Below are 21,313 nucleotides of genomic sequence, written 5' to 3' on the forward strand. Positions count from 1 at the left end.
GAACGGACGACGATGCCGGCCAACCAGGCGAGCGCGGGGCACCTGTTGCGGCTGATCCGCAGCGGGCAGGCCACCACCCGGGGCGAACTCCAGCACGCCACGGGCCTTTCGCGGTCCACCATCGGGCACCGGCTTGACCAGTTGTTCGGCGCGGGCTGGCTGCGCGACACCAGTTCGGCCTCCTCGACCGGCGGACGCCCGTCCGCCCGCCTGGAGTTCGACGCCTCGCACGGCGTCGTGCTCGCGGTGGACCTGGAGACCCGGCACGCCACGGTCGCCGTGCTCTCGCTCGACGGCGCTGTCCTGGCGCAGAGTTCGGCGCCCCTGCTCATCTCGGACGGCCCCGAGGCCGTCCTCGACACCCTCGCACGCTGGTTCAGCCCCCTGCTCGACCGGGCGGGCACGGAGGTGTCCCGGGTGCTCGGGATCGGTCTCTCGGTGCCGGGTCCTGTGGACTGGAGCGTCGGGCAGATCGTGCAGCCGCCGATCATGCCCGGCTGGGACGGGTTCCCGGTGCCCGCCCGCATGCGGCAGGCGTACGCCCGTCACGTCGATCCGGACCGCGGCGACATCCCCGTCCTTCTCGACAACGACGCCAACCTCATGGCGTACGCGGAACAGCGCCTGCACTACCCCGACTGCTCGGCCTTCGTCCTGGTCAAGGTCTCCACCGGGATCGGCGCCGGGGTCGTCGTGGACGGCGAGCCCTACCGGGGCATCGACGGCGGCGCCGGCGACATCGGGCACATCCGGCTGCACGACGCCCCCGACGCCCTGTGCATGTGCGGTTCCTACGGCTGCCTCGCCGCCGTCGCGAGCGGCGGCGCCATCGCCGCGCAGCTCGCCGCCGCGGGCGTGCCGACCGCGTCCGGCTCGGACGTGCGCGAACACCTCGCCGCGGGGCAGCCCGACGCGGTACGGCTCGCCCGGGAGGCGGGCCGCCGCGTCGGCGGCGTCCTCGTCACGGTCGTCACCCTGCTCAACCCCGGGGTACTCGTCCTCGCGGGAGACCTGGCAGGCACCCCCTTCCTCACGGGCGTCCGCGAGCTCCTCTACCAGCGCGCCATGCCGCGCACCACGGCCCATCTCAACGTGGTGACCTCCCAGTTGGGCGACCTGGCCGCGCTCAGCGGCGCGGGGGCGATGGTGGTCGAGCACCTCTACGCCCCCGACCGCGCCGACATCAGACTCGCCGCCCTGAGCGGCGGCTGAGCAGCGGGCGCGGTGCGTCGGGCCCGTCCGCACTCAGCCGCTCGCCCGTTCCCTCCTCCTGCCTCTCCTCTGCTCCGCCCCCTTCACCTCCGGCTCCCCTCCCCCTTCTCCGACTCCTCCGACTCCTTCTCCTCCGAACCCGGAGCACCTGTGCCACCGCAGAGCGATCCCCCGCACCTCCCGCATCCGACGCACTTCCCGGCTTCACCGCAGGGCACGTCCCCGCCCCTCCGGGAACCGGTGCGGGTGGGGCTGGCCGGTGCGGGCCCCTGGGCGCGCACCATGCACGCGCGGATGCTCGCGGCCGGCCCGGAGACGCGGCTGAGCGCCGTCTGGGCCCGGCGGCCCGAGGCCGCCGCCGAGACCGCGGCCCCCTACGGCGCCCCTGTCGCCGCCTCGTTCGAGGAACTCCTCGACCGCAGCGAGGCCGTCGCGTTCGCCCTCCCGCCCGCGGTCCAGGCCAACCTGGCTCTTCGCGCGGTGCGGGCGGGGAAGGCCGTTCTCCTGGAGAAGCCGCTGGCCGCCGATCTCGACGCGGCGATCCGGCTGGCGGACGCCGTAGCCGAGCAGGGGGTCGTGTCACAGCTCGTCCTCACCAAGCGCTACCACCCCGCCACCCGGGCTTTCCTGCGCGAGGCCGCGGACCTTGAGATCACGGGTGCGCGCTCCCGCTATCTCCACGGCGCCTTCCTCGGCGGGGAGTTCGCCACATCGTGGCGGCTGGAGCAGGGCGCGCTGCCCGACCTCGGGCCGCATCTGCTGGACCTGCTGGACGCCGCGGTCGGCCCCATCGCGTCCGTCCGCTCCGCAGGTGACCCGCGCCGCTGGATCGAGCTGACCTGCGAACATGAGAACGGCGCGGTGAGCCAGGCATCGCTGTCCGGCGCCGTGGGCCTCGCCCGCGCGACCACGCGGGTGGAGCTCTACGGCCCCGGGTCGGAGGCCCTGGTCTACGACACGGCGGAACTCGACCACGACGAGTGCTGGCCCGTGCTGCGCCGGGAGTTCGCCGCGGCGGTGCGCTCCGGCGTGCCGACGTCCCTGGACGCGGCGCGCGGGCTGCGGCTCCAGCGACTCATCGCGCAGGCGGCCTGACCGGTCGCGCCTGGGCCTTCCGTCCGGACCGGGCCGCACTCAGGGGTGCTTCCGGCCCGAGACCGGAGGCGGGTCCGCCGCCGGGGCGCCCGGTGCGCGCCCCAGGCCGAGACATCAGTGCGTGGCCGGGGCCGCCTTCTTGCGGGCTCGGTAGGCGGCGGCCTTGATCTTGTTGCCGCAGGACTCCATGCCGCACCACTGCCGCCGCATGCCCCGGGAACGGTCGATGTAGACCCGTGTGCACTCCGGGTTGCCGCACTCCTTCATCAACGGGACGTCCGGGCCGCTGAGGAGTTCGACGGCCTGCCCGGCGACGGTCGCCAGTGCTTGCCCGGGGGTGGCCTCCGTGCGTCGTCCATGACTCGTGAGCTGCGGTGTCACCGGGGGCCTGCGCGCGGCGGCGTTGACCACGTCGAGTGCCTCCGGGGTGAAGTCCTCTCCGAGCCGGCGGTCGGTGACGAGCCGGTAGAGCGCCTCGCGTACGGCGACCGCCTCCCTGACGTCGCCCTCACGGCCCGGCGTGATCCTGTCCACCAGCCCGGACTCCAGATACCAGGCGTTCAGCCGCTCCGGCGTTACGAGCACCTCGAACCGGGTCGAGCGCCGGGCCCGGAGCGTGGCGGCGAAGTCGAGGGCGGGGTGCCCGCACACGAATACATGGTCACGATTCACATCACCATCCTGACAGGTGACTCCTGCCGGGTGCAAGCCCCCGCCACCACCCCGGGGTGCGCCGCGACCGGCGTACGCGACCGTACGACAGACCGGCCGTCCGCGCAGGTCAGAGCGGTGTTGTCGCGGGGTGGGCGCACCCCTTGACCGACAGGGCCACCGCCCCTCGTCCCACGCGTCTGCGGGCTCCTCGTCCGCGACACTCCGGTCCCGGCGGTCACCTCGTCGCGCCCGGCCCTACGCGCTCGGCATGGCGCCGCGCCCGGCCGTCAGGAGCCTGACGCGCCACGCGTGACGTCACGTCAGCGCAGGGCCGTCGAGCGGCGGTTCGAGCCGTCCGCGCGCCCGGCGAAGGCATGTCTTCTTCCGTCACCGCTTTAACCGGTGATACCGTCAGGCGTTCCTTGTCGGCCCCGAGGGCTCCGCTACACGCGACCGGGGCAACGGAGTCGCGTGCGGGCGCCGCCCGCGCACGTCTGCCGCCCCCCACTGCCCTGCATGCGTGCGGACAAGCACCTGTGCCGCCGCGACCAGGCGCACACCTACTTCTCGGATGGGAAAGCGATGAAGAGAGTTCTCACTGTCCTCGCGGCCGGAGTGCCGCTGGTGGCGGCGGTGTGCCTGCCCACCGCCTCGGCGGAGCCCCGGCCCTCCGCCGGCGCGCCGCCGGCCTGTACCGCGCCGGCCGTGCAGGCCCCGCCCGGCACCGAGGTGGTGTCGGCAGCGGCGGACAGCCGGGCGGGCGGCACCATCCACGGCGCCGGGTATCTCGGAGGTGAAGTCCCCGATGTCCCGGCCTTCTGCGAGGTGACGTTCACGCTCACCCACCCGGGCGACGGCGACCACGCCACGGTGCGGACGTGGCTGCCCCTGACGGCGTGGAACGGCCGCTTCCAGGCCGTCGGCGGCACCGCCTTCAGCGCCGGGGACAACGGCGTCGGCCTGGGCGCCGCCGTCAAGAACGGCTACGCGGCGACCACCACGGACGCCGGTGTCGGTGACGTCCTGGACACGGGTTGGGTGCTGAACGGCAAGGGGCAGGTCAATACCGCGCTGCTGAAGAACTTCGCCTCGCGCTCTCAGCACGAGGCGGCGATCCTCGGCAAGGCCGTCGTCAACAGCTTCTACGGCAAGCGCGCCGCCTTCTCCTATTTCACCGGCTGCTCCACCGGCGGACGCGAGGGCTACATGGAGGCTGAGCGCTATCCCGACGACTACGACGGCATCCTCGCGGACGCCCCCGCCATCAACTGGGACAAGTACGTCGTCGCCACCCTGTGGCCGCAGGTGGTCATGAACAACGAAAGGACCTACCCGACCGACTGCGAGTTCAAGGCCTTCACCGACGCCGCCGTCACGGCGTGCGACAAGCTCGACGGCCTCAAGGACGGTCTGGTCGACGACGTGTCCCGCTGCGACTTCGACCCGCGCCGGCTGATCGGCACCAAGGTCACGTGCGACGGTGGGAAACTGACCATCACGGCGGCCGACGCCGAGGTGGTCCGCAAGATCTGGGACGGTCCGCGCACCGCCTCGGGCAGGAAGCTGTGGTCCGGTGTCCCGATCGGCGCGGATCTGAGCGGCCTCGCCGGCTCCACGACGGACACCGACGGCACCACCAAGGGCGTGCCCTTCCAGGTGCCCGCGGCGTGGACCCAGCTCTTCCTGAAAAAGGACCCGTCCTTCGACCTGTCCACCATCACCTACCGCGACTTCACCACGTTGTTCGAGCAGTCCGAGGCCGAGTACGGCAAGATCATCGGCACCGGCGATCCCGACCTGTCCGCCTTCCGCAAGTCCGGTGGCAAGCTGATCACCTGGCAGGGCAGCGCCGACCAGTACATCCCCACCCAGGGCACCGTGCGGTACCGCACGCGGGTCGAACGGGAGACGGGCGGCTCCAGCAGGACCGACGGCTTCTACCGTCTCTTCCTCGCCCCGAACACCGCGCATTGCGGTCTCGACGGTCTCGACGGCTCGGCCGACGGACTCGCGGCGCTGACCGGCTGGGTCGAGCACGGCAAGGCACCCGCGACCCTGCCCGCCGTCCTGATCAACGCGGGAGGCGAGCGGGTCGAACGCGACCTGTGCGCTTACCCCGGGGTGTCACGCTACAAGGGCGAGGGAGACCCGGCCCTCGCCTCCAGCTTCCGCTGCGTCCTGCCGCCCGGTCACTGAAAGAGCGGGCGGCAACACCCGGCCCCAGCGGCTCGAACCGCCGGGGCCGGGGAACGGGCGCCCGGACCCCGGCACCGGCCGGCGCCTCGGCCCGGGAACGGATACGGCCCTCAGAGGTGGTCCGCGTCGATCACGGCCTGGGCGAACGCGGTGGGAGCCTCCTGCGGCAGGTTGTGGCCGACGTCCGCGATGGTGCGGTGCCGGTAGGGGCCGGTGAAGTAACCGCGATAACTGGAGCCGTCGCCGGCCGGGGTGAACGGGTCGAGGGCGGCGTCCAGGGTGACGGTGGGGACACCGATCACGGGCTGGGCGGCGAGCTGCTTCTCGTAGCGGTCGTAGCGGCTCTCGCCCTCGATCAGGCCGATGCGCCAGCGGTAGTTGTACAGCACGACGGCGGCGTAGTCGGGGTTCTTGAACGCCTGGGCCGTGCGCTCGAAGGTGGCGTCGTCGAAGTTCCAGTTCGGCGAGACGAGCGTCCACACGTAGCGGCACAGCGCGAGGCGCTCGTCCTCGTTCTCCATCGCCTTCTTGCCGCGTTCGGAGGCGAAGTACCACTGGGAATCACCAGTAGCATCTACCGCACCCCGTCTTCCCTGGTCAGAGCATTGATCCACTCTGCTGATACTCACGGGGTCGAATCGGGGTCGAATCAAGTGCACCGGTCGTTCCACGGACCGGTGTCCCCTCGCGTCGCGATGGGAAGCCTCGAACTGGCAGGAAGTCTCGCACAACAGGGCCGGGTCGGGTCAAGTCCCCACAGTGCGACTGCGCGCCGGCGGGGACGTCGGTCACGACACGGTGAACAGGGATCCGAAGGTGCTCACCCTGACGCCCTGAACCGCAAGCGGAGGGTGGGCATACCTGTCCCAGGTCTCGGTGAACTTGGCGTGTCGCGAGAGAGCCTGCACCGTCTTGGGGTCGAACTGGCCGGAAGCGCCGAGGCGCGTCGTGTAGAAGTGCTTCAGATCGTGAAACCGGGTCTCGCCAGGGAGCCCCGCCAATCGCACGGCCCGCTTCCAGTGGAGCTCGAAAGCCCCTGGAGTGAGGGGCCGCCCTAGCCGATTGGTGACGATCAGGCCTTCATCCGGCGGCGGAGCATATCCCCTCGCCCGCTGCAGACGTTTGGTGTCAGCGCAGACCGGAGCCACCTGAGGAAAAGTCTCAAGGTGCTCCTTCAGCCGCATGATGAGGAAATGATCCACCGGAAGCGTCGCGTAGCTCGCCCGCGTCTTAAGCTTCACGGATTTGCCTCGTTGGCGCTGCTCCCTTACATAGAGCAGGTCCTGGTCCCACTCCACGGCCTGCCTGGTGAGTCCGAAGGCCTCCCCCTCACGAAGCCCGGCACAACATCCGATCCACACTAGGATCTCCAGCCGCGGCTCCACTTCACGCATGGCCGTGGCAAGATCGACCACCTGCTCTGGAGACAGCGCAACACTGACTCGCGGCACAACCTCTGGAAGTGCGATGCGGGCACAGATATTAGCGGGCAGTGGAACATCCTCGTCAATCATGTAGTTCATGAGGATGCGCCAAGTCCTGAAGACTTGGACCACGCTGGACGCCTCTTTGAGAGCTGGCCGCTCCAACAAGAAGTCAATGAAGGCGGCCGTGTCCCGGCGAGCAAGACTTTGCGCAGGCCTGAAGCCCGCAAATGGCTTGATGTAGCGTCGTATATGCCCCTCATAGCCGACGAGCGTATTTTCGTTCCCCCTCATCTTCCTCCGCCGCGCGATCATCTCGTCCGCGTAGAACGCCACGGGCTTCCTCCCGGGCTCAGGATCCACCCACGAATTGGTGCGCAGGGCTGCACGAACCTTGTCCAGATGATCCCGGGCTTCCTCCCACGTAGCGAACATCGGCCGACGCGGCCGGCCGTTCGAGTCCTTGTAGCGGGCCTGCCACTGCAGACCGCGCCCGTGATCGGCCGACGGGTACAGCGGATTCTTCTTCGTGCCACATTTACACTTCACATCACCCACCTTCGGATGCTTCTTGTGCCATCGATCAAATGGCGCGTCAGACTCAGCCATATTTTCGCTTCCTTCGAAAGATCCAGCTCGTCCAAGACTGCCACATCTAAGGATCTACAGGTTTGGGTGGGCGGGCAAGCTCACCTTTCTTTATTCGCTCGAAGAGATCATTTACCTCAAGCTCACTGTAGCGCACCCGACTACCATTCCTGTTCCCTTTGCGGCCACCTCCTGGACCGGGCCGGTAGTACGGGCCAAGAGGAATGGCGCGCAGCAGACCACGATTCGTCCACCTACGCCGAGTTGAAGGTGAAATACCAAGTCGCTCCTCCACCTCCCTTGGCATCATATACCGGTCCACAGGGGGCGAAGAAACAATGTTGGCTTTCTTGCTTAGACTTGTCATCGTCGCGTCCTCAGCTGTGAAATCGACTAAGTGGAAATCTTTTGTCCCCAGGATTGCCGGTTCGTTTCGAGTCGGCTAGGTACCGCTCGTATTTTCACCTTCGTCGAAGACGATGAAGCCGAGGTGCGTTCCCCTGGCCCCTGCCAGCTGTGCAGTGCACAAGGCGGCGGTAGTGAGTTCCGATCGGTCATGCCGGTTACAGCAGCGGTTGCCCCTGGCTGAGCGATAACTGCGGATGGGCAAGGCGCCGGCGTCAACGCCGCCGTACGGCAGACCCCTCTCGCGGTAGATTGCCCCGACGATTGGGTCGGACGATGCAGCCCGATCTAGCGCCCTAAGATCCTGACTCTCCGGATAAGCGGCGACACTCATCCGTAGTTTGGCGGCGAAGGGCCGCGCCCAAGATCTCTCCCAGTCGACCAGGTGGTGTTCGCGGGCAGCAGTTGAGAGCAGTATCCAGCGCATCAGGTTGCTTTCCGGAAGCCGGTGCTGCGGGCGGCCGATTACACGAGGAAAGATCGACTTAAAATCGGAGTTGCACGCGAGTATGTTCCAGGCAATGTCACCGATATAGATCGGCTGTCCAGAGGTGTTGGCCAGCGCTCTGATCCAGGCTTCTGACAGTAGCGGAGAACTCGACGTGTCATGCCGAATGGGCGGGTCTCTCCTCAAAGCATAGGCGAAAAGCGCAAATCGCTCACCATCGTTCATACGCAGCTTGACGGCGACTTTTTCCAAGAACTCGACCGTCGGCACAGTAAGGCCTCGTTCAAAGTCTCCGTAGGTTCTCTCACTGACCTTTATGGCCTCTGCCACTTGCCTTTGAGAGACGCCGTGTTGACGTCTTCCGCGCCGGGGACCGACGGGTTGGCACGAGCCGGGAGGGAGGAGATCCTCCGGCGCGAGAGCATCCCGCTTTTCCGCAAGTAGCTGCCGCAGGCACTGACGACTGGTCACTTCAAACTCCCAAGACTTTGCAGCTCCGCCGTCCGCGCGCTCCATCACGACAAGGAAACTGGCGACTGCCCCATAGAAGGGTGAATTCGATGACTAACGATGTGATCGTTTTCGCGCGGTCTACTTACACACGCTGCCGATCTAATCGCATCACGCTGGCCACCTCTGCCCGTGTTACCGCAGCCACTTCACCTCGATGCCCGACCCTCTTCCTCGGCCAAGGACAACGGCTGCCACGGCAAGCCTCTAACAGTGTCGAGGCCTTTGGGAAGACGAATAAGGTGACTGATTGGTGCGCCTAATTACTCAGGCTCGGCGAGCAGTCGTTGTCCTGACTCTGCCTCATGAACGTGTTTACGCAGGTCACAAGCCGAAATGAAGCCGCCAAGCAGCCTCACCATCGAGTCCAGCGGGGTGAGGGCTCCTGCGATCAATCCGCTTGCTCCAGCCCCGCGCTTTGACCGGTTCACGTGCATTTTTCGGTCGGTGGGGTGACGCGTTTCGGTTCCGTAGCCGCAGTGGCCACGCCCGCTCCAGGCACACGCCCGCAGCAGCGTCCTGCTCAGCAAGACCTCTCCCACACCGAACCTCTAGAGAGTCCGTTCCTGCGGCCCCGACGCGGGGTCACGCCACCACCCTCCACGCCCGGCGCGGGCAGTTAGGACGCCGCATTCCTCGTCCATCACCCAAAGGAAGCACATTTTCCTGAAATTGAATTTCAGGAAATAAGTTCGCACTGGCGAAAATTCTGCGGATGGTCTGGAATGAAACTCGGCACTAACCGCTTGCCGGCCAGACGGCTCACAACTGTGGCGTCCGCGCTAGTTAGGAGGAAGAAGCATCCTCGGCATGTCCGTGGTGGCACCGAACAACGCGCCGCCTGACGCGGCGTCAAGGAATGTCATCGCCGTGACTCCCGGTCCTGGCTAGGCAGAGGCAGCGCATCACAACTGACCTTTTCGAGTAGGTCAGGTCGCGGCCGGCTCGCCATAGACGAGTACTGCTTCATTACCTGAAGAATTACTTGAGTCCGGAGATGTTCTGGCATGTGCGACCACGTCACAGAAATCGGCGGATGGCTGCGCTTACTTCGACCCAGCTCTGCGATCTCATCCGAGGACTGCCGACATAGGGGGAGTTCCGCGCAATGAACCGGTTTAGCTCGGGCTCCCTCCCTTGCTCGTTTCCAACATCCACGAGGAGTTCTGTCATGCGCATGAAAACTGCCCGAGTATGTACGGCCCTGGCGATGACGGCCGCTTTGGGGGGAGCGGGCGCAGTGGCCGCTACCTCTGCAAGTGCGGCACCGAGCTGCTACATCACGGCCAGCGCAGCCAACGTACGAGCCTCCGCGTCGACCGGCGCGCCGATCGTCGGGGTCGCCTACAAGAACTACAGCTGCACGGAGCTCACCGGTGGGAAGTTCACCGGTAGCTACTGGTGGTACCACCTCAGGATCACCAAGACCGGCGTCGTGGGCTATGTGCGCGAGGACCTCGTGCACGGGTCCGGGGACGTACACACGTGCATTCCTGAGTACTGCTGAACATCCGGCGGTTGAAGGCTGCCTGCCCGTCCTTCGGGGCCTGCCCCGAAGGACGGGCAGGCGGGCGACCTTTTCCTTTCGGTATTCAGCTGGCCCGGCCTACTCGCGGAGAGCACCCTTGTCTGTAATCGTTTTGCGCACCCGCACAGATCGCTGGCCACCCGGGATTCGAGCTCTTCTGGTCACTACCCTCGTCACCAGAAGCGCCGGATTCTCGTACCCGTTCTTGACTTATCACCTGTCGGACATCGGGTATTCAGCCACGATGGCTGGTCAGATCGCCTCACTATTCGGTGTCGGTTGGCTAGTTGGGCAGTTGACGACCGGGTGGGCGGCGGACCGGTTCGGCCGGCGCCGCGTCTTGGTCACTGTCTTGACGACAGCGGCCTTCGCGCTGCCGCTGCTCGCGCAGGCCCGGGATCTGGACATGGTGTGTATCGGAACGTTCATTGCCGGGACGGTCTACGATGCCCCGCGGCCGGTCATCACATCGCTGATCGCGGAGCTGCTGCCAGATCCGGCGCGTCAGGCAGCCGTGTCAGGATGGCGTTACGGAGCCGTGAATGTCGGGGCGGCTTTCACTGGTGCCGCGGGGGGCCTTCTCGCCTCCGCTGCTGGCTACGCGGCCCTGTTCTGGCTCAACGGCGCGGCTTCTGCAATGTGTGCACTGGCTGTGGTGCGGGTTTTGCCCCCTGACCGTCTGGCCGCTGACCCGCGAGCGCTGACTCCCGATCAACCGCGATTGCGGCTCGATCCGCTGCTGTGGCTGCTGTGGGCAGCCAGCCTGTGTGCACTCACCTGCGCCAGCGACATGTTCAGCGCCCTGCCGCTGTTGATGCAAAGTGATCGTCTTCCCGCGACCTCCTACGGGTGGACTCAAGTCGCCAACAGCGCTGCAGTGCTCATCCTGACTCCGCTATTGACGCCGTGGCTCAGCCGACTTTGCGCCGGCCACCGCCCCAGGGTGGGCATGCTCGCACTGAGCTCCCTGCTGCTGGGCGCTGGCATGGGCAGCGCGGGTCTAGCGCACACCACGTGGCAGTACAGCGCCGCGGTGGGCGCGGCCGTACCCGGTGAAATCCTGCTCTATCTCGGGGCGTCCGATGTCTTGTCAAAGATCTCTCCTCCGCATCTACGCGGCGCCTACGCAGGGGTCTGGGGGTCATCTCTCGCGGTCGCCGTCATTGTCGCCCCCGTCTTGGCGTCGTGGTCCCTTGCGACGGGCGGTGGAGAACTGGTCGCGCTCACGACGCTCGCTACGGGGGTCCTCGGTGCCGCCCTCAGCGCGCCTTTGGCCGCTCTCGCGCGCGTACGCGCGGCTTTCACTTCTACTCATCTTGAAGAGTGAGCCGTCCATGTCCACTGTTGTGTCCTTGCCCACTACCGTCACCTCCCACTGGTACTCGACGCTCACGAGCGTGCCACGGGAGCGACCGGCCCCCACCCCCTTTCAAACGCGTGAGTGGGCTGCGGCCTGGCAGTCCGTGCGCACGGAGCCGGTGCTGTCACACCGACACCTGTACCTACGCCCCAATGACCCCAGTTCGAACCCGGGCTACCGCCTATCGTTCTCCTTGGTGGATGGGTCGCCGCTGTGGCGAGCGATGGAGCACGACGCTGGCGTCGCTCCTGCCTTCACCGGTCCTGTGCTGTACGCGCCGTCCGTCTACGGCGAGTACGGAGGCCTGCCGTCGGCACCCTTCGCTGTCAAGGCCGAGGCGATCGACCGTGGGCGGCAGCTGACCAGGGAGCTGAGCGCTGAGGCATTGGTGGTCTCCAATCTGCCGCCCTCCCAGTGTGCCCAGTGGCACACCGCGCGGCCGGCCGATGCGCAGGTGACCTTGTACTGGGCACATCAGGCCCTGGTCGGCAACGGAGTCCGCGACTTTCTCGGCGGAACCTCGGCCAAGCACCGTAGCGAGTTCCTGCGTCAGTACCGCCGCGGGAGCGAGGCGGGGCTGCGATTGCACATAGCCCGCGGCCCCCAGCTGCGCCGCTATCTGTCCGTCTTCACGCAGCAGGCTCGGGCCACGAGCGAGCGTCGTCGTCCTGCCCTCTACGGAGAGGAGATGCTGGAGCGTCTTCTCCAGGTGCCCGGCGCCGTGGGCTTGCTCGCGCTGGACAGGGATGGCGACCTGGCCGGCGGCTTCTTCGCCTTCCGCTACGGCTCTGGCCTGTACCTGTGGGCAGCAGCGATCGACCAAACGCGCAACTCCCGGCTTCACACGTACGGCTGGTTGATGCATCAAAGCGTCGTGTACGCGGCAGAGACCGGGGCCCGAACCATTGACGCCGGACGCTCGAACTACCTCTACAAACGGCGTATGGGTTTCCGTGCGGAGCCCCTGACCAGCCTGGTCTACCTGCCCCGGCACAACACTCGCCCCATCTCCCGCCTGCGCGCCTTCAACACCGCGCTGGAGACGCAAGTTCACCGCGCCTGGGGGCAGACCGGCGCCCGATCCGCTGCCTAGGCCCTTGTCCGACACGACAGAACAGGTCACGCACATGAAAACACGCGCCCCCGGGCCCCTCACCATCGTGGTCGGCGCCGGAAATCAGCAATTCAGGTCCTATGGCCTGCGTTCCATCGGTGAACGGTTCTCTGTCGCGCTGCTGGACGAGCGACCGCCGGCCTGGGCGATGACCTACGCTGCCGTATCGCGCGCCGTCGACCTGCATGATCACGAGGCAGTCTTCGCCGCGACGCGGGAGCTGGGCTACCGGCATGAGATCGCCGGCGTGATGACTTACATGGAGCATCATGTCCACCTCGCCGCCCGTCTGGCCGAACACCTGCATACGCCCGGAAGCCCGTCGGAGTCCGTCGCCGCGGCCCGCGACAAGCACGCCACGCGGACCCTGCTCGCGGCAGCGACCGTCCCCTCCGCCCGCTCCCTGCTGGTGGCTTCGGAGGACGCCGCAGCGCGCAACGCCGCCGAGCTCGGCTACCCGGTGGTACTCAAGCCGCGTTCCATGGGCGGCAGCGCCGGTGTGCGGCGAGCAGACTCCGAAGCCGAGGTCCGCGAGGCCTTTCGCGCCGCACGCTTTGCGCGGGCCCTAGGCCTGGAAGCGACAGGCGAACCTGGCGTACTGCTGGAGGAGTACCTGCACGGGCCGGAAATCTCCGTTGAGTGTGTCGTCCTCGGTCCCGGCGATGTCCACGTCGTCGCCGTCACCCACAAACAGCTCGGCCCGGAGCCCGTCTTCGAAGAGGTCGGGCACGTCGTGGACGCAACCGATCCGCTCACCTCGGACCCGCGCATCCACCAGGTGGCCACCGCCGCCCTCGACGCGGTCGGGATCACCCACGGTGTGATGCATCTGGAGATGCGGCTCATCGACGGCATCAACCCGCACATCATCGAGATCAACGCCCGCCTTGGCGGCGACCTCATCCCCCACCTCGTCTACTTGGCCACCGGCGTGAACCTACCCATCGTCGCCGCCGCTCTCGCCAGCGGGCAACGGGTGCGAGCCCTGGACTTGCAGCACACCCGCGCCGGCACCGCGGCAGTCCGATTTATCTACCCCAGCAGCTCAGGACGAGTCGTACGGCTGACGCTCCCAAGCTTTTACACATCCTGGCTTGACACCTGCACCGCGACAGCCCACCCCGGCGACGAGGTCAGCGCGCCCCCGCACGCCACCATCCTGGATCGCCTCGCCCACGTCGTCGTCACCGGCGACAGCCCCGACATCTGCCACGACCGCCTCTCACTGACCATCCGCAACATCGACGTCACAATCGCCCCCACCCGCGGTCAGGCATGCGTCGCATAACCTCCCCCGGCCCAGACACGCCACCAGGCCCTCGTCGACGCCCTGTCGGTGGCCTCGCCATGAACTCTTCACCTCTACCCCACGACCGCCCAGACGGTTCCCCGAGCGCACTCATGGCACGCCCGGCAGAGCCGAGAGAGGGCGTCCGGTACCGAGAAGTCTGGCAGCTGCCACATACCGCCCAGTTGATGATTGGCAGTCTGGTCGGGCGCCTGCCTGGCGGAATGATTCCCTTGAGCCTGCTGATGTCCGTCCGGGCAGAGCATCTGGCGTGGACGGGCGCTTTGGCCGCAATGTATCTGGGTGCTGGCGCGGTCAGCGGGCCTGTGCTGGGGCGCCTCATCGACAGACTCGGCACGCAGGTGGTCCTGCCGGCCGCAAACACGGTGAGCGCCCTGGCGATGCTCTGCCTCGCCTTCGGCGTGATCAACCACGCGGCTCTCGCCGTCGGTTTGATCCTGGCTGCTGGGGCGATCGCTCCGCCACTGGACGCCACAACGCGAGCACTATGGCCGGTCACGATGCCCAGCCGCCGCCATCTACACGTCGTCCTCGCCCTCGACACCGCGTCCCAAGAAATGATCTACGTGATGGGCCCCCTGGCCGCCGCCGGTATCACCACGGCGGCATCCGCACGCCTAGCGTTCATCGCTTGTGCCCTGGCAAGCACTCTCGGGACCGTCCTGATCATTCGGACTCCCCCAGCGCGCCGTCGCCCCGTGTCGCCACGGTACGACTGGATCGGGCCACTGCGCTCCGTCCGCCTCCGCCTCGTCTGCCTCGCCATGCTGTGCGCAGGCGGCCCAATGGGGGCGATCACAGTCGTGGCGGTGCGTGCTGCGGCCCGCCTGGACACGGCTTCGCTGTCAAGCGTGCTGCCCGCCGCGCTGTCCGTCGGCGCTGTCACTGGCGGCCTGGCATACGGGCGGCGCGCGTGGCTCACGAGTCCGCTCGTCCAACTCGCCTGGCTCGCCTCCCTGTTCGCGGCCGGGTGGCTGCTGCCGCTGGCAGCGAGCAGCGCGACCGCCCTGACTATCGCCACGGTAGCGCCAGGATTGGTCATGGCTCCCATGATCTCTGCCGCCTACCTGTCTGCGAGCACCCTGGCTCCCGCCGGGCACGCGACCGAGACTACCGCGCTCGTGACGTCGTCACTGGGCATCGGCTGCGCCCTGGGAACTGCCGCGGCAGGCGTGTTCGCCAGCGACCTGTTCTTGCCCGCTGCCGCTGCCGCCGCAGCCGTGACGGCCGCCACAGCATCGGCCCGCCCCCGCTCCCGACCGCACCATCTGGCTGGAGGACACCATGAGCACGCAGACAGCCACAATCGATCTCGATCTGCTTAGCGATGTACGCAAAGGGCTATGTTCGACACCGAAGACGCTGTCGCCCAAATGGCTCTACGACGCGGTGGGCAGCTACCTGTTCGAGGCGATCACCCACCTCCCCGAGTACTACCCCACCCGGGCAGAGGCGACGATCCTCGCCGAACACAGCACAACCATCGCCCGCTTCACCCAAGCCGACACGCTGATCGAGCTCGGGTCGGGCTTCTCCGAGAAGACCCGCCTGCTCCTCGACACGATGGGCAGTATCGGCAACCTACAGCGGTACTGCCCAGTCGACATCAGCACCAGCGCCCTCGACGCAGCGGCCAGCTCCCTCGCCCCGTCCTACCAGGGTCTGACCATCGAGCCGGTGGTCGCCGACTTCACGACTTTCCGCCTCCCGAAGGGTACGCGGCTGGTGGCGTTCCTCGGCGGCACGTTCGGCAACCTGCTGCCCGCCGAACGGTCCCGATTCCTCATCTCACTGCGGGGCCAGATGCAGCCCGGCGACGCCCTGCTGCTCGGTGTCGACCTCGTCAAGGACCCAGACACCCTCGTGCGCGCCTACGACGACGCCACGGGCGTTACGGCAGCCTTCAACCTCAACCTTCTGGCCCGCCTCAACCGTGAACTCGGAGCCGACTTCGATCTGGAGGCCTTCGAGCACCGCGCCGTATGGGACGCGGACCACGAGTGGATCGAGATGCGGCTGCACTCCCGACGCGAACAGACGGTCACGACCCTGGCAGGAGGCCTGACTATCGGCTTCGCAACCGGCGAGGAATTGCGTACGGAGGTCTCGGCGAAGTTCCGTCCCACGAGTTTGTCCCGCGAGCTCGCTGCGTCGGGCCTAACCACCCAGCACTGGTGGACTGACCCGCACGAGTATTACGGTCTCACGCTCGCGACCCCCACCGCGTCTCATCGCGCAGGGTAACTAGCACAACCCCGAGCGCTGGCCCAACTCGATCGTGCCCCAGTCTTTTCGACGGCCCGTCGCAGTGCGGCGTAGAGCTCGTTAGCGATCACTGACCCGGCCGACATGTTCCGACTAGTCAGCAGGAATCGGTGGGCAGTTGGACGGTCTTCCATCAGCTCCCGTTCCACGTCGTTCAGGAAGAAAAACGGTGCGCGCCCGAAGCCGCATACAGGGTTGCGGCTTGGCTCTCCGTGGGAGCGGAAGGAGGGGTACACGGTCGGGTCTCACACTGAGAATGTGAACTGCTCGGTGTCGGTGGCCGCAGCGGAAGGGGAGAAAGCGTGGGAGGTGACCCCACTACCCGTGGGTCACCTCCCGTGAGGGACGGTTCGAGTTAGGCGGTTAGTCGAGCAGGTAGTCCAGCTCGCCGGCCCGTACGCCGTCGATGAGGGCCTTCACTTCAGCCTGGGTGTAGACGAGTGGCTCCTGCTCGGGGCGTTTCGAGTCCCGCCAGACGATGAAGTCACCGGCGCGCCCGAACTCGGCGCAGTTGTTGTTGCCGCCGGTGAACGACGTACGCCGCCATTCGACGTTTCCAAGATCGAGATCATCCGCGGTCGGCTTTCCGGCGCGCGCGGACTCGACGGGGGACTTGCTGCTCACGTAAGCTCCTTGATCACGTTCTCAACGAGGGCGGAGCCGGCGGTCAGGGGGACCGCCCACTCCCAGAGGCTGTCGAATGCCGCCATGTAGCTATCGACGTGGTCCTGCTTCGCGAAGTATGTCGACTCCGCCAGCCCCTCGACCCACACCACGCTGGGTGTCGGTTCGGGGAAGTCCATGATCATGAAGGAGCCGTACAGGCCTGCGTGGCACCCAGTCGTCATCGGTAGGAGGCTCACGGAGACGGAGGGGTACTCGACGATGTCGATGAGGCGCTGCAACTGGCGCTTCATCGCCTCGCTCGCGATGACCGGTCGGCGCAGGGCGGCCTCGTCGATGACGACCTTGAATGGTTTGTGGCCGCCGAGGAGGCGTTCCTGCCGTTGCATTCGGATCTCCACCAAAGTGGTCACGCCACGGCTATTGAGATCGGGGCGCATCGCCTCGATCACCGCTGCGGCATACTCCTTCGTCTGCAACAGGCCTGGGATCAGGGCGATCTCGTAGGCGCTGAAGGACGAAGCACCCGCTTCGAACTTGAGGTAGCCGCCGTACTGGGTCGGAGTCAGGAGGTGGCTGTGCCGCTTGTACGGATCCTCTTCGGCGAGGTCGGCGTGCAGCAGTTCGAAGGCACGGTCCCGCTCGCCGACTGAGGCGAGTTGTTCGTACGGGCCGTCCATCAGCTTGCCGAGCAGTTCCTCCGAGATGCCGCGGGTGGCTCGCTCGACCCGGCTGAGGTGTCCGTGATCCACTCCAGCTTCATCCGCAACCTGTTTTAGCGTCCAACCACTCGCGACTCGGAGATCCTTCAAGATCTGCGCCAGCTCCCGCCGCGGCACAGAGGCCGGCACCGTGCTCTTCGACTGGACCATGGCTGTCAGTCTGCCGTCTGGCATCGGTCGGGACAACCGGCGCGAGGCAATTTGACCAGTCACATTGCCAGAGCCATGCTGTGAGGAGCATGCTACTCGGGTAACAGCATGCGACATCGCCGTGGCGTCATGTCGCATATGCACATGTCCATGTCAGCCACCGCGTCATTGGGCTGGGCTGCACCTGCCCCCGTGTGCAATGGCTTGAAGCCAAACCTCTGCGGACGGAGGCCAACACCATGTCACTGAGGGGCACATGCACCACTGGGTCAACGTCCGTCGTGCATCGAATCGATGGTCCCAGGCCCGCTGCAGGGCCGTTACCAGCAGCGTCACTGCGCGCCGGCGTGGCGGGAACCTGGACGTACCCCTCCTCGGCTTCGGCACGGACATCTGAAGGCGGTAGGTGATGATGCGCAGGGCAATCCGCTTCCCACAGGTGGTCGAGGCCCACCGCATGGGCCTCTTCGAGACGTTCACGATCCATTTCAAGCGGGCAGCCAGGGATGTTGCCCAGATCGACGGCAACGCCTCCCTCGCCTCCGTGCACGTCGCACAGTCCACCTGGGACCGCTGGATGGTCGGAGACATCAAGACCCTTCCACGGCCCACGACATGCCGTGTCCTTGAGCATCTGTTCGGCGAACCGGCGGAGCAGCTCTTCGCTCGCGAGGCGGGGCACGACTTCATGTCGCCGCACCTGGTCGCGATGGAGTCATTCCGCCTCGCTGACCGTCAGCTCGGCGGCGCGCACGTCTACCGGTCCGTGGTGCACTACCTCAACGCGGTCGTCGCCCCGGATTTGTTCAGCACAACGGAGAGCGACGACAGCGAGACCACCTTCGGCGCAGCGGTGGTCCTCACCGAGATGGCAGCGTGGATGGCCCACGACGCCGGCCGAGACGATCTGGCGTCCGCCCACTTCGACCGGGCCCTTCGGCTGTCGCAGAGCCTGACCGACGTGACGGCCGGCGCGAACGTGATGGCCGGCATGAGCCACCTGGCCCTGCAGACCAATCAGGCCGACGCCGCCGCCGATCTCGCCCGCAGCGGACTCGCCCGCCTCACGGCCGGCCCGCGGGTACCCACCATCACGGCCCGTCTCCACGCCATGGAGGCCCGCGCGCTGGCCCAGCTCAACGCCGAGCGCGAGGCGCAGCGCGCGCTCGAATGCGCACGCGAAGCCCTCGTGCTCGCGCGGACCGCGCCGCCGTCCCGCTGGGCGGCTCCCTTCGATGAAGCGGCGCTCGCCAGCGAGGCAGCCTCCGTCCTCCTGGAGCTCGGCGCGCTCAAGGAGGCAGTCAAGGAAGCCGAGTACGCCTTGGCGTTGCGTGATGCGAGCCGGGTCCGCAGCCGCGCGTTCGGGCAGGTCACCTTGGCACGAGTCCTCCTCGCGCAAGGGGAGCCCGACGCGGCGTGCGCGGTCGGCAGAGAGTTGCTCCACGCCTGCCAGTCGGTGACATCTGTGCGCCTCAGCGGTCAACTCGCCGCGTTGCAGGCCGATTTCGATCCCTATCGACAGGTTTCCAAGGTAGGCGAGCTCCTCACGTGGATGACTGCCACCGGACAGCACCGTAGATTGCTGCTCGGCAGTCTCGCGCTCCCGGAAGGTCCACAGTGAACGATGCACCGATGCCAGGCGAACCCGGCCGTGAGGCATACCTTGCCCAGGGCAATGCCCAGCAGGCCCGGAAGCGTACCGCCGCGGACGCGCTGATCCGGGACCAGGCCGGCAGACTCCTTCTGGTGAACCCGACCTACAAATCGAAATGGGATCTGCCCGGTGGCATGGCCGAGGAGAACGAGGCTCCCGATGACGCCCTTCGGCGCGAACTGTGGGAAGAGCTCGACCTCACCGTCGCCGGTCTGCGGTTTCTGTGCGTCGACTGGGTCGGGCGCCACGGCCCGTGGGACGACCTCTTCGGCTTCGTCTTCGACGCCGGTGTTCTGTCACCCAAGCAGGTTACCGGGCTCAAGCCGAGCGACGAGGAGATCTCTGAGCACCGCTTTTTCGAGATCCCGGAAGCACTAGAGCTACTTCCCGGACGTCAGCGAGCCCGGGCCGTCAACGCCCTGGAGATCCTGGGAGACGGAGTTCCGCGCTACCTCCGAAACGGTGTCGCTCTCTGAAAGAGACCGGCCCATCGGGCGGTCACACGACGACTTCCACGAATGGAGCAGGCTCCACGGGCGTGAATAGCACATTCCGCATGCGGGTGAACTGTTCGTCGGCCACTGTGAGCTCCTGCTCGGACAGAGGCATGCCGAGGAGGCCGAGGTCGTGCCGGTGTTGCTCCTCGTCTCCGACGCCGACCACCACCACGGCATTGTGCGCGCGCTGGAGGATGGATCGTAGGGCCACCCGGGCCAGGGCTTGCGGAGAAGGACCGAACCGGTCGGCCAGCTGTGCGAGACCGTGTCTGACTGCTTCCGCTGCCGCCTCTCGATCGGCCGCCGTGCCCGGCCACGCGGCCAGAGCACGGTCTACTGAGCCCCGCGCGAGCACCCCGTGGGCCAAGGGCGAGGCGATCACCAGACCCACACCACGGCGCACTGCGAAGGCCCCGAGGTCCTCGCCGTCCCCAAGGTCGGCCAGCGGCAGCAACCCACTCGCCTGCGTCCAAACCACATCAGGACGGATCCAGTCGAACAGATCCAGGAAACGTCGTAGCGAACGGGGCGAGGAGCCGAAGCACGGACCCCGCAGCCCGATGGCCCGGATCTCGCCGAGATCGCGCAGGGCCCGCATCTGCTCAACGACCGGGTCGAGATACCGGTCGCCGCGCCCGAAATCGTAGGACTCCAGGGTATAGAGGGCCAACTGGTCCGAGTACAGGTTCTCCAGAGTCTGTTCGAGCTGGTGACGGACCCGCGGGCCGGCGTAGGGGTGGGCAGCAGAGCCCAGTACCCGGCCGACCTTGCTCGCGACCTGCACGTTGTGACCCCGGTGATCCTTGAGGATCTTGCCGACCAGCCGCTCGGCGTGGCCACGGCAGTGACTGTCAGCCGTGTCGAGCAGTTGCAGTCCGTCGCCGCCGGTGTCCAGAACACGGCGCAGCCCGTCGAGCAGCCGTGCGTCCCGCAGTGGACGGGCGTTCGGCGCCCATCGGGACGTTCCGCTGCTAACACCCAGGGGCCGCACCATCAACCCCGGGGCCAGACGGCGGGGCGCGAGATCACTCAGTGACATCGGTCAACACCCCCGCCCGGTAAAGAAAGATCGCGATGACCCGCTTCCCTTTCTCGTCGCGCTGGACTCCCCAGGCGCTCGCCAGTACGTCCACCAGAAACAAACCTCTCCCGCCTTCATCACCTTCGGCGGCGACCAGGGGCGTCCCCGGAACTGCCGTGGTGTCTTCACCACCGTCGCGAACCTGGATCGACACTCCCCAGCTGTACACATCGAGGCAGATGTCGAGCGCCGCCCCAGCGTGCTCCAGGGCGTTGCCCACCAGCTCGTCGGCCACCAGAACCACGTCATCCGTGTATCCGCTGTCGGCCTTCCCCGCGAGGGTCGTTCGGACTATGCGGCGAGCGGCGCTCTGCGGTGCTTCGAGGTCGCGGAGGTCGATCGCGGCGTGCAGCATCATCTCGCGACGGTCGTCGCGTTCTTGACCGCATGGCAAGACAGTGCTGGTGGGACCAAGCACGGGGATCACTCCTCCTGCATTCGCGATGCCCGGGGGGCGTGGACAGGAAGTCCTGCTGC

The 21,313-nt window shown here is 67.0% G+C and carries 18 protein-coding genes and 1 pseudogene; 11 read left to right on the forward strand and 8 right to left on the reverse strand.

Annotated features, from left to right (window positions below):
• Positions 1-12: 12 nt before the first annotated feature.
• Together LCE31_RS02740 and LCE31_RS02745 are read left to right on the forward strand one after the other, a co-directional pair.
• Positions 13-1,212, forward strand: coding sequence for an ROK family protein (locus LCE31_RS02740; RefSeq protein WP_225012309.1), 1,200 nt, complete (start codon positions 13-15; stop codon positions 1,210-1,212).
• Positions 1,213-1,458: 246 nt separating this feature from the next.
• Positions 1,459-2,307 carry a Gfo/Idh/MocA family protein gene (locus LCE31_RS02745; RefSeq protein WP_225012310.1) on the forward strand — a complete coding sequence of 283 codons (849 nt, stop codon included), beginning with the start codon at positions 1,459-1,461 and terminating at the stop codon, positions 2,305-2,307.
• A gap of 114 nt (positions 2,308-2,421) precedes the next feature.
• Here the strand turns inward: LCE31_RS02745 and LCE31_RS02750 are convergent, their stop codons facing one another.
• Positions 2,422-2,979 carry a CGNR zinc finger domain-containing protein gene (locus tag LCE31_RS02750; protein WP_225012311.1) on the reverse strand — a complete coding sequence of 186 codons (558 nt, stop codon included), beginning with the start codon at positions 2,977-2,979 and terminating at the stop codon, positions 2,422-2,424.
• A 564-nt stretch (positions 2,980-3,543) separates the two neighbouring features.
• Between LCE31_RS02750 and LCE31_RS02755 the strand changes: the two genes are divergently transcribed.
• The gene (locus LCE31_RS02755) at positions 3,544-5,157 is read left to right on the forward strand and encodes a tannase/feruloyl esterase family alpha/beta hydrolase (protein WP_225012334.1); all 1,614 of its coding nucleotides are present in this window, start codon (positions 3,544-3,546) and stop codon (positions 5,155-5,157) included.
• Positions 5,158-5,267: 110 nt separating this feature from the next.
• On the opposite strand, the pseudogene LCE31_RS02760 reads toward LCE31_RS02755, so the two are convergent.
• The 3 genes and pseudogenes from LCE31_RS02760 to LCE31_RS02770 form a co-directional block, all read right to left on the reverse strand.
• A pseudogene (locus LCE31_RS02760) lies at positions 5,268-5,714 on the reverse strand (alpha/beta fold hydrolase); the annotation flags it as partial.
• 231 nt (positions 5,715-5,945) lie between these two features.
• Positions 5,946-7,190, reverse strand: a complete 1,245-nt coding sequence (locus LCE31_RS02765) for a tyrosine-type recombinase/integrase (protein ID WP_225012312.1) — start codon at positions 7,188-7,190, stop codon at positions 5,946-5,948.
• 421 nt (positions 7,191-7,611) lie between these two features.
• Positions 7,612-8,538, reverse strand: coding sequence for a helix-turn-helix domain-containing protein (locus tag LCE31_RS02770; protein ID WP_225012313.1), 927 nt, complete (start codon positions 8,536-8,538; stop codon positions 7,612-7,614).
• A 1,234-nt stretch (positions 8,539-9,772) separates the two neighbouring features.
• Between LCE31_RS02770 and LCE31_RS02775 the strand changes: the two genes are divergently transcribed.
• The 6 genes from LCE31_RS02775 to egtD all read left to right on the forward strand — a co-directional run bounded on the left by LCE31_RS02775 (position 9,773) and on the right by egtD (position 16,087).
• Positions 9,773-10,039, forward strand: coding sequence for an SH3 domain-containing protein (locus tag LCE31_RS02775; protein WP_225012314.1), 267 nt, complete (start codon positions 9,773-9,775; stop codon positions 10,037-10,039).
• A 133-nt stretch (positions 10,040-10,172) separates the two neighbouring features.
• The gene (locus LCE31_RS02780; protein WP_225012335.1) at positions 10,173-11,387 is read left to right on the forward strand and encodes an MFS transporter; all 1,215 of its coding nucleotides are present in this window, start codon (positions 10,173-10,175) and stop codon (positions 11,385-11,387) included.
• A gap of 256 nt (positions 11,388-11,643) precedes the next feature.
• Positions 11,644-12,513, forward strand: coding sequence for a GNAT family N-acetyltransferase (locus LCE31_RS02785; RefSeq protein WP_225012315.1), 870 nt, complete (start codon positions 11,644-11,646; stop codon positions 12,511-12,513).
• A 4-nt stretch (positions 12,514-12,517) separates the two neighbouring features.
• Positions 12,518-13,822: an ATP-grasp domain-containing protein gene (locus LCE31_RS02790; protein ID WP_225012316.1), complete on the forward strand. Its 1,305-nt coding sequence runs from the start codon at positions 12,518-12,520 to the stop codon at positions 13,820-13,822.
• 188 nt (positions 13,823-14,010) lie between these two features.
• Complete coding sequence (locus LCE31_RS02795) at positions 14,011-15,168, forward strand: MFS transporter (protein WP_225012317.1); 1,158 nt, start codon at positions 14,011-14,013, stop codon at positions 15,166-15,168.
• On the forward strand, positions 15,128-16,087 hold the full coding sequence (gene egtD, locus LCE31_RS02800) for an L-histidine N(alpha)-methyltransferase (RefSeq protein ID WP_225012318.1): 960 nt from the start codon (positions 15,128-15,130) through the stop codon (positions 16,085-16,087). Before LCE31_RS02795 ends, egtD begins: the two co-directional genes overlap by 41 nt.
• Positions 16,088-16,471: 384 nt before the next feature.
• Here egtD and LCE31_RS02805 read toward each other — a convergent pair whose 3' ends face one another.
• Complete coding sequence (locus LCE31_RS02805; protein WP_225012319.1) at positions 16,472-16,732, reverse strand: DUF397 domain-containing protein; 261 nt, start codon at positions 16,730-16,732, stop codon at positions 16,472-16,474.
• On the reverse strand, positions 16,729-17,604 hold the full coding sequence (locus LCE31_RS02810) for a helix-turn-helix domain-containing protein (RefSeq protein WP_225012320.1): 876 nt from the start codon (positions 17,602-17,604) through the stop codon (positions 16,729-16,731). Before LCE31_RS02810 ends, LCE31_RS02805 begins: the two co-directional genes overlap by 4 nt.
• A gap of 409 nt (positions 17,605-18,013) precedes the next feature.
• Here LCE31_RS02810 and LCE31_RS02815 point away from each other — a divergent pair, with 409 nt between their 5' ends.
• Both LCE31_RS02815 and LCE31_RS02820 read left to right on the forward strand, forming a co-directional pair.
• Positions 18,014-19,225 carry a hypothetical protein gene (locus LCE31_RS02815; protein ID WP_225012321.1) on the forward strand — a complete coding sequence of 404 codons (1,212 nt, stop codon included), beginning with the start codon at positions 18,014-18,016 and terminating at the stop codon, positions 19,223-19,225.
• An 11-nt stretch (positions 19,226-19,236) separates the two neighbouring features.
• The gene (locus LCE31_RS02820) at positions 19,237-19,734 is read left to right on the forward strand and encodes an NUDIX domain-containing protein (protein WP_225012322.1); all 498 of its coding nucleotides are present in this window, start codon (positions 19,237-19,239) and stop codon (positions 19,732-19,734) included.
• 22 nt (positions 19,735-19,756) lie between these two features.
• Here LCE31_RS02820 and LCE31_RS02825 read toward each other — a convergent pair whose 3' ends face one another.
• Both LCE31_RS02825 and LCE31_RS02830 read right to left on the reverse strand, forming a co-directional pair.
• Positions 19,757-20,794 carry an aldo/keto reductase gene (locus LCE31_RS02825; protein ID WP_225012323.1) on the reverse strand — a complete coding sequence of 346 codons (1,038 nt, stop codon included), beginning with the start codon at positions 20,792-20,794 and terminating at the stop codon, positions 19,757-19,759.
• Positions 20,781-21,194 carry an ATP-binding protein gene (locus tag LCE31_RS02830; protein WP_225012324.1) on the reverse strand — a complete coding sequence of 138 codons (414 nt, stop codon included), beginning with the start codon at positions 21,192-21,194 and terminating at the stop codon, positions 20,781-20,783. Before LCE31_RS02830 ends, LCE31_RS02825 begins: the two co-directional genes overlap by 14 nt.
• Between the last annotated feature and the right edge of the window lie 119 nt (positions 21,195-21,313).

It is taken from the genome of Streptomyces sp. 8L (assembly GCF_020176795.1).
Classification (GTDB): domain Bacteria; phylum Actinomycetota; class Actinomycetes; order Streptomycetales; family Streptomycetaceae; genus Streptomyces.